Raw genomic sequence first — 14,376 nt, forward strand, 5'->3', positions numbered from 1 at the left:
CCCGTGCGGGCCTTCGATAGCCTTGCCCCGTGTTCCACCTGGCACCGGGGGGCGCTCGGGTCGGCCCCCGCGGCGTGCCCCGCTCGGCACCTCCCCCTCCCGGCCTCCTCTCGGCGCTGGCGCTGGCGCTCGCGCTCGTGTGCGCCTGCGGGAGCGAGGAACCGGCGGCCGGCGCGTCGGGCGGGCCCGGGCCGCGTCCGCCCGCCGTCGAGGTGGTGACGCTGCGCCCCGAGCCGTTCCAGGAGACGGCCGCGCTGCTCGGAGAGCTGCAGGCCGACGAGTGGGTGGTACTGAAGCCCGAGATCGCGGGCGTGGTCGAGACCGTGGGCTTCCGCGAGGGCGAGGCGGTGGAGCAGGGCGCGGTGCTCTTCCAGCTGCGGGACGACGAGCAGGCGGCCCGTCTCGACGAGGCGATCGCCGAGCGCGCGCTCGCCGAGGACGAGTTCCAGCGCACCCGGCGGCTCGCCAGCGAGAACGTCGCCGCCGAGATCCAGCTCGAGCGCGACCGCGCCGAGCTCGCCGTCGCGCGCGCCCGCGAGGAACGCTACCGCGCCGAGCTCGAGCGCACGCGGGTCCGCGCGCCCTTCGACGGCCGGGTGGGCGCGCGCCTGGTGTCGCCCGGCGCGCGCGTGACGCCTGGCGACGAGCTGGTCCGGATCGACGCCGTCGATCCGATGGAGCTCGTCTTCACGATCCCCGAGGCGGTGCTGCCGCAGGTCCGGACCGGCGCCGGCTTCGAGCTCGAGGTGGCCGCGTACCCGGGGCGCCGCTTCCCGGGAACGATCTCGTTCGTCGCGCCGACCGTGGACAGCGCGAACCGGCGGATCCTGGTCAAGGGCCGCGTGCCGAACACCGAGCACCTGCTGCTGCCCGGGATGTTCGCGACCGTGCAGGCGCAGCTCGGCGTGCGCGAGGCGTTCCTAGTGCCGGAGGAGGCGGTCGTCAGCGATCCGGAGGGCTTCTACGTCTGGCGCATCGACAGCGACGACGGCGCCGAGCGCGTGCCCGTCGAGCTCGGCGGCCGCGCGGACGCGCGCGTCGAGATCAAGGCCGGGCTGCGCCCGGGCGACCGCATCGTCACGGCCGGCGTCCACAAGGTGCGCGCGGGCGAGAAGGTGACGCCGGTGGCCGCCAGCGGCGGGCCGGCCGCGCCGCGCGCCGCGGCGGGCGCGCCGGGCGGGGCCTGAACGCGTGCGGCTCTCCGAGATCTGCGTCGAGCGCCCGGTCTTCGCGAGCGTGCTCTCGATCCTGATCACGCTGCTCGGGGGGATCGCGCTCTGGCGCCTGCCCAACCGCGAGCTGCCCGACGTCGACGCCCCGGTCGTGTCGGTCACGACCGTCTACCCGGGCGCGGCATCCGAGGTCGTCGAGGCGTCGGTGACGGAGCCGCTCGAGGACGAGCTGATCGGCATCGAGGGCATCGATCACCTGACCTCGAACTCCCGTGAGCAGGTCTCCAGCATCACGATCGAGTTCGAGCTCTCGCGCGATCCCGACCTGGCCGCCGCCGACGTACGCGACCGGGTGGCGCGCGCGCGCAGCCGGCTGCCCGAGGACGTCGACGAGCCGATCGTCGCCAAGCAGGACGCCGACGCGAGCCCGGTGGTGTGGCTGGCGCTCCACGGCGGCAGGGACCAGATCGAGCTCACCCACATCGCGGAGAACCTGGTCCAGGACCGGCTCGCCAAGCTGCCCGGCGTCGGCGTCGTGATGATCGCCGGCGAGCGCCGCCGCTCGATGCGGATCTGGATCGACAACGACCGGCTCACCTCCTACCAGCTCACGGTGGCCGACGTGACGGCGGCGTTGCGCCGCGAGAACGTGGACATCCCGTCGGGCCGGATCGAAGGCAGCGAGCGCGAGTTCACGGTCCGTACGCTCGGCGAGCTCGACACGGCGGCGGCCTTCGAGGAGCTGATCATCGCCGACGTGGAGGGCTGGCCGGTCCGCCTGCGCGACCTGGCGCGGGTCGAGGTCGGTCCCGAGACGGAGCGCAAGATCGTGCGCTTCAACGGCAAGCCGGCCGTGGGCCTGGGCGTCGTGAAGCTCGCGAAGGCCAACACGGTGGCCGTGGCGGACGAGGTGCACGCGGAGCTCGAGCGGCTGGCCTCGGAGCTCCCGCCCGGCGTCGAGCTCACGGTCGCCTTCGACGGCTCGACCTTCATCCGCGACTCGATCGCGGGCGTGATCCACGCGCTGGTCGAGGCGGTCGTCCTGGTCCTGGTCGTGATCTGGCTGTTCCTGCGCACCCTGCGCGCCACGATCGTCCCCGCCGTCGCGATCCCGGTCTCGATCCTCGGCAGCTTCTCGATCCTCTACTTCGCGGGCTTCACGATCAACGTGCTGACGCTGATGGGGCTCACGCTCTCGATCGGCCTGGTGGTGGACGACGCGATCATCGTGCTCGAGAACATCGTGCGCTGGATCGAGGCCGGCACGCCGCCGCGCGAGGCGGCGGTGAAGGGCATGCGCGAGATCTCCTTCGCGGTCGTCGCCGCGACGGTGTCGGTGGTCGCGGTGTTCCTGCCGCTCGCGTACCTGAGCGACACGACGGGGCAGCTGTTCGGGGAGTTCGGGGTCACGGTCGCGGCCGCCGTCGCGATCTCGGGCTTCGTGGCGCTGACGCTCTCGCCCGCCCTGTGCGCGCGCGTGCTTCGTGCGGCCGAGCCCGAGCGAGGCGTGACGCGGGCGCTGGCGCGCGCTTCGCAGGGGCTCGAGGACCTCTACACCACGACGCTGCGCACGAGCTTCCGCCGGCGCGGGCTCACGATCGCGGTCGGTGGACTCTGGTTCCTGCTCGGGCTGCTGATGCTCTTCGCCGGCGCGGTGGAGCGCGAGTTCATCCCGGCCAGCGACCGCGGCGGCTTCATGATCTTCACGCGTGCGCCCGAGGGCAGCACCATCGAGTACACGAACCGCTACCAGCGCCAGGTCGAGGAGGTGGCGCAGGCAGCGACCCCGGAGATGGACCGCTACTTCTCGGTGATCGCGCTCGGGATCGGCGCGCCGGGGCTCGTCAACGAGGGGATCGTGATGGCCTCGCTCTCGGAGGAGCGCGAGCGCAGCGCCCGGGAGATCGTCGAATCGCTGCGCGGCGAGCTGTGGTCGGTGACTGGCAGCCAGGCCTTCCCGACCGAGTTCCCCTCGCTCGGGCGGGGCTTCGGCGCCGCTCCCGTCGCGCTGGTCGTGCAGGGTCCCGAGATCGCGGGCCTGGCCGGCTACGCGGACGAGATCGCCCGCCGCATCACGGGCGAGATGCCGGGCGCCTTCAACGTGCGCAGCAACCTGTTGCTCAACAAGCCGCAGCTCGACATCGAGATCGACCGCAACCGCGCAAGCGACCTCGGGGTCGGCGTGCGAGACGTCGCCACCACGCTCCAGGCCCTGCTCGGCGACGACGACGTCTCGACCTTCAAGGTGGACGGCCAGACCTACGACGTGATCGTCCAGCTCGAGAGCGACGAGCGCGCGCGGCCGGGCGACATCCCTCTGCTCTACGTGCACGGGCGCGACGGGGAGCTGATTCCGCTCTCCTCGGTCGTGACGATCCGCGAGACGACGGCGGCCCGCGGCGTCCCGCACTTCGACCGCCTGCGCGCGGCCACCATCACCGCCAACCTCGGCGAGGGCATCGCGCAAGGCGACGCGCTGGAACGCATCGAGGCGATCGCCAGCGAGGTTCTGCCCGCGGGCGGCGGCTACGGCACCACCTGGTCGGGCGAGTCCGAGCAGTTCTACGAGTCGGGGCAGGCGATCGTCTTCGCCTACCTGCTCGCGATCGTGATCATCTACCTGGTGCTGGCCGCGCAGTTCGAGAGCTTCGTCCATCCGCTCACGATCCTGATCGCGGTCGCCTTCTCCTTCACGGGCGCACTCGTGACGCTCTGGGCGCTCGGCCAGACGCTGAACCTCTTCAGCCAGATCGGGCTCGTGATGCTGGTCGGCATCGTCAGCAAGAACTCGATCCTGATCGTCGAGTTCGCCAACCAGCTCCGCGAGCGCGGCCAGGGCGTCGTCGAAGCCGGCTTCGAGGCCGCCCGCGTGCGCTTCCGCCCGATCCTGATGACGGCGCTCTCGACGATGGTCGGCATGCTGCCGGTGGCGCTCGGCGGCAGCCGCGAGCTCGGCCGCCTGCTCGGAGTCGGGACCGGCGGCGACCTGCGCGCCCCGCTCGGCATCGCCGTCGTGGGCGGCGTGCTCTTCTCGACGCTCTTCACCTTCCTGGTCGTGCCGGCCGCGTGGGTGGCCGTGGAGACGCTGCGCGAGCGCTGGGTGGCGCGCGTCGAGCCCGCGCGCGGTGACGCGAAGGCAGCAGCCGCGCGCTGATGCCCTCCGACCGGCGGGGGGATCGTTACCAGCGCAGCCGGTGCCGCCGGGCGGGAGGCCGCCCGGTGCCACGGGCCGGCGAAGCCCGACCGGCTACGGCTCGAGGATCGGGTGCAGGCGCTGGGCGGGCATCGTCTCGCGCAGCTTCTTGAGAGCGCGGGCCTCGAGCTGGCGCACGCGCTCGCGCGAGAGGCCGAGCGACTGCCCGATCTGCTCGAGGGTGTGCTCCTCCTCGCCCCCCAGGCCGTAGCGCAGGCGCAGGATCAGCTGCTCGCGGTCCGTGAGGCTCGAGATCAGCGTGCCGACGCCCGAGCGCATCCGGTCGCTGTCGATGCCGCCGTCCGGGGTCAGCGCGTCCGGGTTGGCCACGAACTCCTCGAGCCGCTTCTCGGTGCCCGCCACCGACGACTCGAGCGAGATCGCCTCGCGCGAGAGCCGGTCGAGGGACTCGAGCGAGTCGATGTCGGTGCCGAGCGCAGGCGCGAGCTCCGCGGCGGTGGGCTCGCGGCCGAGCTTGCCGGTCAGCTCCGCCCGCACGCGCTGGCTGCGCTGCAGCCGGTCGTGCACGTGGGAGGGCAGGCGGATCGTGCGCGAGTGGTTCTGGATCGCCCGCACCAGCGCCTGGCGGATCCACCACACGGCATAGGTCGAGAACTTGAAGCCGCGCCGGTGGTCGAACTTCTCGACCGCCCGGATCAGGCCCAGGTTGCCCTCCTGGATCAGGTCGGGGAACGAGAGGCCCAGGTTCCGGTAGTCCTTCGCGATCGCCACCACGAGCTTCAGGTTGTGCTCGATGAAGCGGTTCTTGACCCGCGTCATGCGCTCGTGCGCGTCGAGCACCAGCTCGACCCGCTCGATCATCAGGAGCTTCGGCAGGCCGGCCTCGTTCTCGAGCTCCGCGAGCCGCCTGGTCTTCCGCTTCTCCTTCTTCATCTCCTCGGCGATCGCGACGGCGCGGTCGCGCAGCTCGGCGAGCAGGGCCAGCGAGAGCTGGGCCTTGTCGAGCTCGGCGGCGATCTTCTGGTCCGCCTTCTCGAGCGTCTTCTGCGAGACGTTCCGCTTCACCGACCTCTCGCGCTCGCGCAGCAGGTCGCGCAGCCGCTTGACGGCACGCTCGACGCGGGCCGCGATCTCGCCGGTCTCCTCGTCGCCCATCGACTCCGAGAGCTTGGCCCCCGTGTGCGAGAGCGCGCGCAGCGAGTCCCAGCGCTCGACCACGTGGCGCGGCGAGCAGGGCAGCAGGTACAGGGCCGTGCGCAGGGCCTGGGTCGACGCCTCGAGCTCCTTCGCGAGGTACACCTCCTCCTCGCGGCGCAGCGTGCGGGTCCCGCCGATCTCCTGGAAATACGACTCGAGCGGCCGTCGCTCCCGCCCCGGGTCGAGGTCCTCCGCGGCGTAGGCCGCAGTGGCTCCGGTCGGACCGCGGGAATCGACCTCCACCATCGCCGTCGTCTGCCGATCGTCCAGCTTCACTCCCTCTCCTCTAGGGGACCTCGGGTGGGCACCCCGGGGGCTACTCACAACCATCGATGGCCGTCGCCTCGTCCCTCGGGCCGCGCTCGGTGGAGAATCGGCGCGGTGTCCGGCTTGCGACGGGGAGTCCGGGGCGGCCCGCACGCTCTTCGCGCTTGGGACGGCCTCTTCTCTCCGGCTGTTCGGGGGGCGTCCGAGCAGCCCGGCATTCTCTCCAGATCGAGCGGCCATTTCCACAACTTTTTTGGGTCCGGTGACGATCCGTCACCCTTTTTCGGGCCCGGCAAGCTCCTTTCCGGCGCTCCGCGCGGCAGACCCTGCCTCCGGGGAGCTTCGGAAGCCGTATCGGAAGGCGGTTCCGGCGACCGTAGGGAAGCCGATACAGTGGCAGGAGCCTCCATATGGTAGGTACCCGATCCAGCAGGAGCGGTTGCATCTGGGCTCGAGGGCGGCGCAGCCGGGCCTGCGCCTGCGGGTTCGATGCCGGTGAAGGAGGGCCGGATGCGCCACAATGCGCGGCCGTGATCCACCCGGGCGAGGGCGCCGGCTTCTCCGAGCGCGAGTTCTACCTGCAGGGCTTCCGGGGACGGACCCTCGCCATCGCCTGCCCCCACCAGAAGCTGCTCCGGGAGCCCGAGGCCGTGGGGGCGGTGGTCTCGACCCTGGCCCGCAACGGCAGCCGGGTCCTGCTGATCTCCTCGCGCCGGGCCGCCCTCGACGGGCTGGCGGGCGAGCGGGTGATCCCGGCCTCCACCCGTGCCCTCGAGACCGTGGTCTGGCGCAGCCTGCGGCAGTCCGCGCGGGTGGGGATCGTGGCCGGAGGGCGGGAGCCCTTTGCCAGACAGGTCCGGGAGCTCGCGCTCCGGCTCGGGGTCTGCAAGCTGGTGTGGATCGACCCGGGCGGGGGGTTCCGGGACCGGAGCGGACGCCGGCTCTCCTTCGTGCACCTCGACGAGCTGCACGAGCTCCTGGCGGCAAGCCGGCGCCTGGCGAAGCGCCGGCGCGCCCTCCTGCGCGAGATCGCCGCGATGGTCGAGGGGGGGGTGCCGGCGGTGAACGTCTGCGACGCGGCCGGCCTCGACCGCGAGCTCTTCACCTACGCCGGCGCGGGGACGCTCTTCACGCGCAAGCGCTACGTGGTGGTGCGCGAGCTCGGCCTCGACGACTTCGACGCCGCCTACGACCTGATCGGCCGCGGCGTCGCGGAGGGATACCTGGCGCCGCGCCCGGCGCGCGCCGTCGACGAGGTGCTGGCCCACGGCTTCGGCGCCTTCGTGGAGGGCACGCACCTGGCCGGCATCGGCGCGCTGCTCACCTTCCCCGACGCGCCCCGGACTGGCGAGATCGCGGCGCTCTACACGCTGACGCGCTTCCTGGGCGAGGGCGTGGGCCAGCACCTCGTCGCCTTCGCCCTGCGCCGCGCGCGCGCGCAGAAGCTGCACTCGGTCTACGGGCTCACGACCCAGGCGCGCGTCGGCGCCTTCTTCGAACGCCTCGGCTTCGAGCAGGTGCCCCTCGACGGGGTGCCGGCGAGCCGCTGGCGCGGCTACGACCGCCGCCGGCGGGGCCGGCTGCTCTGCTACCAGCGCGACGTGCGGCGCCGGCGGGCGCCGCACGCCTGACCCTCACGCCCGATCCCGGGACCAGGTGTTCGGGAACGCCGCGAAGGCCTGCGGGATGCGCCGCAGATCCTGCACCAGCTCGCGCGCGAGGCCCTCGGGCGTGCCTTCGCCGAAGCCGAGCGCGATCGCGTCGACGAGTCCCCCGAAGCGCTTCTCGACGGCGCCCACCAGCCGGTCGTAGGGTGCGGCCGCGGCGAACTCGTGCACCACCTCGTCGGGCACCTCCGCCGCCATCTGGCTCCACTGCCCGCGCTTCGACATCGCGTGGAGCTTCGCGGCGAGCTCGTCCCAGCCGTGCAACGACAGCACCGGCGAGTAGGTGCGGGTCGAGCCGTAGAAGGCGATCCGGTAGCGGCACCACTCGAGCTGCTTCGCCACCTCGTCGGCGTTCGGGCCGGTCGCGACGAAGCCGCCACCCCAGACCTCGAAGTGCTCGCGGTCGCGCCCGGACTGCGCGAGCCCGTCGTGGAGCTGCGGCAGCGCCACCTCCTCGAGGTAGCGGCGCGTGCAGAAGCCGTGCAGGCGCACGCCGTCGCACACGCGGCCCGCGAGCCGGATCATGTCCCGGCCGACCGCGGCGATCGTGATCGGCACGGGCGCCAGGCCGCTCCTCGGTGGTGAGAACTCGGGCGTCATCAGCGTGAAGCGGTAGTGCTCGCCCTCGTAGCGCAGCGGCTCGCCGAGCTCCCAGCAGCGCCAGATCGCCCGCAGCGACTCGACGTACTCGCGCATGCGCGGCACCGGCGCGCTCCACGGCACGCTGAAGCGCCGCTCGTTGTGGCCCTTCACCTGCGGGCCGAGCCCGAGCACGAAGCGCCCGCGCGACTCGACCTGGAGATCCCAGGCGAGGTTCGCGGTCACCATGGGGCTGCGCGGGAAGGCCACCGCGATCGCGGTGCCGAGCTGGAGCCGCTCGGTCGCGAGCGCGGCGAGCGCGAGCGGGACGAAGGGGTCGTTGGCGATCTCGGGGGTGGTGACCCCATCGAAGCCGAGCGCCTCGGCGCGCTGCGCCGCAGCGGCGACGCGGCGCCAGTCGCCGAGCGGGATCACGGTCTCGATGCGCATGGGGACCTCCGGGAGGAGCCCAGTATACGCGTCGGCACGGCGGGGCTCGGGTGCGCGCGGCTCTCACGGCAACCTGTCGGCGGACCGAAGACGGAGGCATGGCGCAGACCCTGCTCACCGCCGGGCTCGTCCTCTACGGCGTCTGGCTGGTGCTCGCCTACCAGTGGCACTTCGTGGACGGCGCGAACCTGCTCTTCCACGAAGCAGGGCACGTCTTCTTCGGCGTGTTCGGGACCACGATCGGAATCCTGGGAGGGACCCTCGGGCAGCTCGTCTTCCCGGTCGCCAGCCTCGTGCACTTCCTGCTCCGGCGCAGCGTCGTGGAGGCGGCCGCCGCCGCCGTCTGGCTCGGCGAGAACCTGATGAACGTGGCCCTGTACGTGGCGGATGCGCGCGCCCGGGTGCTGCCCCGCGTCGGGGGGGAGATCCACGACTGGCACTGGCTGCTGTCCCGCAGCGGGCTGCTCGAGCACGACGCCGGCGTGGCGCGGGGGTTCCACGCCCTCGGCGCACTCGTGGTCGTCGCGGGCGTGGTGGCCGCCGTCGTCGCGACGGGGTCGCGACGACGGCGGGCCTCGCAGGCCGCGACCGGAGCTGGCCTGTAAGCCGGGTCCTGTCCCGGCGCCGGATCGCTCCGGCACCGGTGAGGATCATTCGTCTAGGCGGCGCATTGCTGCGCCGCTCGAGCGCTCTCACCCGGACGCCGGTCCCCTCCGAGAGCCGCCACCGCGAGGCGGCGGCCGCGGGCGGGGCCTCGGGCGGGCCACCCTCGGCGACGTCCCTATTCGAGCTTGCTCCGGGAGGGGTTTGCACCGCCGCCGGTCGCCCGGACGGCGCGTGGGCTCTTACCCCACGATTTCACCCTTGCCTGTGCCTCCCCCGCGAGCCCTCACCAGGCCCGCGGCTTCGACGGCCATCGGCGGTGTGTTTCTGTTGCACTTTCCCTCGGGTCACCCCGGGTCGCCGTTAGCGACCTCCCTGCCCTGTGGAGCCCGGACTTTCCTCCCGTGGGCGGTCGTTGCCCACCGGCGATCCTCCGTCCAGCTCCGGTCGCCGGCCAAGGTAGGCGCACGCCCACCGCTGGCCAGCCCCGGGGCCCGCCCGCACCGGCACCTTGACAGCAGCCCAGTATCAAGTGAATACTGGTGCCGTGCCCTCCAAGGAATCTCCTATCGCACCTCCCGGAGAGCGCGAGGTTCCCCGCCCGGGCCAGATCTTCGACCCGGTGGCGCGCGCGCTCGAGCGCATCGGCGACCGCTGGACGCTGGTCCTGATCCGCCACCTGCTCGGCGGGCCGAAGGGCTTCCAGGAGCTGCGCCAGCGCACCGGGATCGCGCCGCGCGTGCTCTCGGCGCGGCTGCAGAAGCTCGCCGACGAGGGCTGGGTCGAGCCCGTCGCCGCCGGCGCCCGCTCGCTCTACGCGGTGACCGCGCGCGGCCGCACGCTCGAGCCGATCGTGGCGGCGATCGCCCGCTGGTGGGTGCACCACGCGATGGAGGACCACGTGGCCGACGTGGGCCCCTTCAGCGAGACCTCGGCGCAGTCGATCCTCGAGTCGCTGCCGTTCCTGCTGCGCGAGGAGAACGCGCGCGGCGCCGACGTCACCTTCGAGATCCGCCTCTCGGGCGCGGGCGGCGGGGTCTGGACGGTACGCATCGCCGATGGGCACTGCACGGTATCGCGCGGCTTCGCCGAGGCGGCTGACGTCCGCTACACGGCCGAGGCGCGCGTCTGGTGCGGCGTCGCGCTGGGACTCCTCGACCCGCGCGACGCGGTCAAGCGCGGCCTGCTCACCAAGGATGGCGGCCGCGAGGCCCTCGACCACTACTTCCACCAGATCCCCCGCCCGCAGCCCGGCGATCGTCCGGGCGCGGGGCGCGGCCGGAGCAGAAGGAGAACCCCGTGATCTCGTTCGGACCCACCGAGGAGCAGGACGTCGCGCGCGAGGCGATGCGCGAGTTCGCCGCCAGCGCGATGCGCCCGCAGGCACGCGCGAGCGACGAGGCGGGCGCGGTGCCCGCGGAGTTCCTGGAGCAGGCCTGGCAGCTCGGCCTCACGTCGACCCAGATCCCCGAGGCCTTCGGCGGCGGCGGCGAGGCGCGCTCGCCCGTCACGAACGCGCTGGTGCTCGAGGAGCTGGCCCACGGCGACGCCGGGCTCGCGCTGGCGGCGCTGGCGCCGTCGCTCTTCGCGATGCCGGTCGTCGAGTTCGGGAGCCCGGCGCAGCAGCGCGAGCTGCTGCCGCTCTTCTGCGGCGAGCGCTACCACGCGGCGTCGCTGGCGCTCGTCGAGCCGGGCCCCTGCTTCGACCCGATCGGGCTGCGCACGGTGGCCGAGCGCAAGGGCGACGGCTGGGTGCTCTCGGGCGCCAAGGGCTTCGTCCCGATGGCGGACCGCGCGAGCCACTTCTTGGTGCTCGCACGCGCCGGTGACGGGGCGGGCCTCGACGCCGTGCAGGCCTTCGTGGTCCCGCGCGACGCGGCCGGGCTCGTGATCTCGGCGCCCGAGCCGAAGCTCGGCCTGAAGGCGCTGCCCACGGGCTCGCTCGCGCTCGAGCGGGTCGAGCTGCCGGGCAGTGCGAAACTCGGCGGCGACGCCGGCTGCGACGCGCGGCGCATCCTGAACCTCTCGCGCACGGCACTCGGCGCGGTGCTGGTCGGGATCTCGCGTGCCGTCCTCGAGTACGCGATCCCCTACGCGAAGGAGCGCGAGGCCTTCGACGAGGCGATCGCGAGGAAGCAGGCGATCGCGTTCACGCTGGCCGACATGCGCATCGAGGTCGACGCGATGCGCTGGCTGGTCTGGAAGGCGGCGAGCCGGCTCGAGCAGGGCCAGGACGCCACGCGCGAGGCGCACCTCGCGCGCGGCTACTGCGCTCGCCAGGCGATGAAGATCGCCGACGACGGCGTGCAGGTGCTCGGCGGCCACGGCTTCATCCGCGAGCACCCGGTCGAGCTCTGGTACCGAAACGCCCGCACCCTCGGCGTCCTCGAAGGCGCCGTCACGCTCTAGGAGACCCCCGATGATCGACTTCAGCCTCACGCCGAACGACCGCAAGGTGCTCGACGAGCTGCGCCGCGAGGCGCTCGTGTGCCGCTCCTACGCGCGCCACTACGACGAGAACGAACACGAGTTCCCGCCCGACGAGCTGCCCGAGGCCAAGGACTTCGCGCCGCTGATGAGCCTGTTCGCGGGCCGCAGCGCCGAGGACACCGGGCTCGGCACGATGAGCATGCTGGTGGCCGCGGCCCAGAGCTGGGGCGACTACTCGGTGCGCATGCGGCGCGGCAAGGGCGGCCTCGGCAACGCCGCGCTGCGAGCCGCCGGCACCCCCGAGCAGCAGCAGCAGTGGGGGGAGCTCACGCTCGCGATGGCGATCACCGAGCCCGGCTGCGGCTCCGATCCCTCACGCGTCCAGATGACCGCGGTGCTCGACGAGCAGGCGAACGAGTGGGTCCTGAACGGCGAGAAGATCTTCGTCACCACCGGCTGCCGCGCCGACGGGGTCGTCGTGTGGGCCACGCTCGACCGGAGCGCCGGCCGCGCCGGCATCAAGTCGTTCCTGGTCGAGAAGGGCGCACCGGGCTTCGTCGTCGCGCACAAGGAGAAGAAGCTCGGGATCCGCGCCGACGACACGGCGGCCTACGTGTTCCAGGATTGCCGGATCCCGCGTGGCAACCTGCTGGGCGGCAACGAGGAGATCCCGAAGCAGAGCTCGGGTGGCTTCCGGGGCGTCATGAAGACCTTCAACATGACACGGCCCGGGGTGGCGGCGATCGGGCTCGGGATCGCCGAGGCGGCGCTCGACTTCACGCGTGACGCGCTGCGCGCGGCGGGCGTGGCGATCGAGTACGGACCCGGCATCGCGGCCCAGTCGGCGGCGGCGCAGCGCTTCCTCGAGCTCGAGGCGCTCTACGAGGCTGCCATGCTGACGGTGCTGCGCGCCACCTGGCTCTCCGACAACGGCAAGCCCAACAACCTCGAGGCCTCGATCTGCAAGGCCAAGGCGGGCGCCGCGGTCCGCGAGATCACCCAGGGCTGCATCGAGCTGGTCGGACCGATGGCGGCGTCGCGCGAACACCTGCTCGAGAAGTGGTTCCGGGACGTGCGCATCACCGACATCTACGAAGGCACGGGCCAGATCCAGCGCCTCATCATCGCGCGCGACATCCTCGGCTACGGCCGCAACGAGCTCAAGTGATCGGACGGCCCGCGGGGCGCCGCGGCTCCGCGGGCCACCCTCGCGCGGGGGTGGACCGATGCCTCCCGTCCTCTAGTCCGTGCGGAGGCCCGTCGCCGCGCGCAGGCGCGCCTGGTACCAGGCGGGCGGCAGGATCGCGAGCAGCATGGCTCCCGACGCGACCGGGGCGAGCAGGCCCGCCGGCAGCACGACCACCAGCGAGGTCGCGATGTTGCGCTCGAGCACCACGGCCGCCGCGTTGGCGAGCGAGATGCCGGTGCAGGCGACTCCGTAGATCGCGATGAGCGCGAAGCGATTCGTGACGACGGGATCGGCGAGCCCGAGCGCCAGGCGCCGCCGGGCGCGCCCGAAGTGGGCGAAGGCCTCGATCGCCGTCCACACGAAGGCCCCCGCGTAGCCGAGGTGGCAGACGAGCAGCCAGGCGCCGGTGGCGGCGACCGAGAGCGTTCCGGGCGGTGCGGCGGCGAGGCCGCGTAGGGCCCCGGCAAGGGCGATCGGCATGACGAGCGCCGCCGCTCCGACGATCCCCCGCGCCCAGCCGACGGCGGGACGGAAGGTCTGCTGCGCGAAGCCGTACAGGCAGAGGATCCCGACCTGCGTGATCAGCTCGGAGACGCCCCACAGGCCGACGTGGACGCGGTCCGCGGCGCCACCGAAGCCCGACGCCAGGCTCAGCGGCAGCGAGACGGTCGTGACGAGCAGGACGCCGGCGCCGAGCAGGAGCTCGGGCGCCCGCCTCGTGCGGCGCACGACCCAGAGCAGGCGCGCGCTGCACGCCGTGGCCGACAGCACGTAGAGGAGGAGGAGCGAGCCTGCGAGGATGAGCATGCGGTTCCCCGGCGCTCCCTATCGGCCGCGAGGGATCCTCCCTTGAGGCCCGGAGCGCCGAGGCCGTGGCGGGTGGTCAGCGGACGGAGCGAGGGAGCACGGCGCGGCCCGCTGCGAGCTCGGCCCGGAACCAGTCCGCGAATCCCTGCGCGAGCAGCCACTCGATGCGATCCCCGCGCCAGACCACCCGCTCCGCCTCGTACGGCGAGGCGCCCGCGCCGAACGTCTCGCTCACGCTCCGCTTCACGTGGTCGAGATCCGCGCGCACGGCGGGAAGCGTACGCATCCGCCGGCTCCACGCACGCACGCGCGCGAAGGGGTCGAGCGCCACGCCGAGGAGCCCGAGCGACGAGACGTGCGGGAAGAGCGCGAGGTCCGCGATCGAGAGCTCGCCGCCGCAGACGAAGCCCTCCGCGCCGAGCGATCCGTCGAGGCGAGCGAGGAGCGCTCCGAGGTCGCGGCGCCCGGCCTCGACGAGGCCGGCAGGCGGCGCGTCGGCCCGCGCGTGGGTGGGCCAGATCCAGAGTGAGATGTCGTGCACGATCGCGTCCAGCACCGTGTCGGCGATCCGCTGCCAGTATCGTGCTCGGGCGCGCAACGCGGGCGAACGCGGCAGCAAGGGCGGCTCCGGGAAGCGGTCCTCGAGGTAGGCTGCGATGTCGGCGGAGTCGACGATGACGAGGTCCCCGTCGGCGAGCACCGGGACCTCGGCGCGTACGTTCACCGCGGCCAGCCGGTCGCGTTCCGCGAGCGCGAGCGCGTCGATCGACTCGAACGCGACGCCCTTCCAGGACAGCGCCATGCGGATCTTGCGTGCGAAGGGACTGAAGGGGTTGTCGTAGAGCGTGAGCACGCGGGGTC

10 protein-coding genes and 1 other RNA gene are annotated in these 14,376 nt (G+C 72.9%); 6 read left to right on the top strand and 5 right to left on the bottom strand.

The window, feature by feature from the left end; translation table 11 throughout:
• Nucleotides 1–29: 29 nt before the first annotated feature.
• Nucleotides 30–1,187, top strand: coding sequence for an efflux RND transporter periplasmic adaptor subunit (locus tag OZ948_14795; protein ID MEB2345995.1), 1,158 nt, complete (start codon nucleotides 30–32; stop codon nucleotides 1,185–1,187).
• Nucleotides 1,188–1,191: 4 nt separating this feature from the next.
• The gene (locus OZ948_14800; protein ID MEB2345996.1) at nucleotides 1,192–4,326 is read left to right on the top strand and encodes an efflux RND transporter permease subunit; all 3,135 of its coding nucleotides are present in this window, start codon (nucleotides 1,192–1,194) and stop codon (nucleotides 4,324–4,326) included.
• A gap of 93 nt (nucleotides 4,327–4,419) precedes the next feature.
• On the opposite strand, the gene OZ948_14805 is transcribed toward OZ948_14800, so the two are convergent.
• A complete protein-coding gene (locus OZ948_14805; GenBank protein ID MEB2345997.1) occupies nucleotides 4,420–5,799 on the bottom strand; it encodes a sigma-70 family RNA polymerase sigma factor in 1,380 nt (459 codons plus the stop codon).
• Between the two features lie 521 nt (nucleotides 5,800–6,320).
• Here OZ948_14805 and OZ948_14810 point away from each other — a divergent pair.
• Nucleotides 6,321–7,421, top strand: coding sequence for a GNAT family N-acetyltransferase (locus OZ948_14810; GenBank protein ID MEB2345998.1), 1,101 nt, complete (start codon nucleotides 6,321–6,323; stop codon nucleotides 7,419–7,421).
• 3 nt (nucleotides 7,422–7,424) lie between these two features.
• Here OZ948_14810 and OZ948_14815 read toward each other — a convergent pair whose 3' ends face one another.
• Nucleotides 7,425–8,486, bottom strand: a complete 1,062-nt coding sequence (locus tag OZ948_14815) for a TIGR03617 family F420-dependent LLM class oxidoreductase (GenBank protein MEB2345999.1) — start codon at nucleotides 8,484–8,486, stop codon at nucleotides 7,425–7,427.
• A gap of 586 nt (nucleotides 8,487–9,072) precedes the next feature.
• Nucleotides 9,073–9,534, bottom strand: an RNA gene (rnpB, locus tag OZ948_14820) — RNase P RNA component class A.
• Nucleotides 9,535–9,711: 177 nt separating this feature from the next.
• On the opposite strand from rnpB, the gene OZ948_14825 reads away from it, so the two are divergent.
• The 3 genes from OZ948_14825 to OZ948_14835 are packed head-to-tail and all read left to right on the top strand — an operon-like array spanning nucleotide 9,712 to nucleotide 12,687.
• On the top strand, nucleotides 9,712–10,392 hold the full coding sequence (locus OZ948_14825; GenBank protein MEB2346000.1) for a winged helix-turn-helix transcriptional regulator: 681 nt from the start codon (nucleotides 9,712–9,714) through the stop codon (nucleotides 10,390–10,392).
• Complete coding sequence (locus tag OZ948_14830; GenBank protein MEB2346001.1) at nucleotides 10,389–11,498, top strand: acyl-CoA dehydrogenase family protein; 1,110 nt, start codon at nucleotides 10,389–10,391, stop codon at nucleotides 11,496–11,498. The genes OZ948_14825 and OZ948_14830 overlap by 4 nt, the downstream gene beginning before the upstream one ends.
• Nucleotides 11,499–11,508: 10 nt before the next feature.
• Nucleotides 11,509–12,687, top strand: coding sequence for an acyl-CoA dehydrogenase family protein (locus OZ948_14835; GenBank protein ID MEB2346002.1), 1,179 nt, complete (start codon nucleotides 11,509–11,511; stop codon nucleotides 12,685–12,687).
• Nucleotides 12,688–12,759: 72 nt separating this feature from the next.
• On the opposite strand, the gene OZ948_14840 is transcribed toward OZ948_14835, so the two are convergent.
• Together OZ948_14840 and OZ948_14845 are read right to left on the bottom strand one after the other, a co-directional pair.
• Entirely contained in the window at nucleotides 12,760–13,515 is a 756-nt protein-coding gene (locus OZ948_14840) for a hypothetical protein (GenBank protein ID MEB2346003.1), read from the bottom strand.
• A 76-nt stretch (nucleotides 13,516–13,591) separates the two neighbouring features.
• Nucleotides 13,592–14,368 (bottom strand): glutathione S-transferase family protein, encoded by a 777-nt coding sequence (locus OZ948_14845; protein ID MEB2346004.1) that lies wholly within the window; start codon nucleotides 14,366–14,368, stop codon nucleotides 13,592–13,594.
• Nucleotides 14,369–14,376: the final 8 nt, after the last annotated feature.

It is taken from the genome of Deltaproteobacteria bacterium, assembly GCA_035063765.1.
GTDB lineage: Bacteria > Myxococcota_A > UBA9160 > UBA9160 > PR03 > CAADGG01.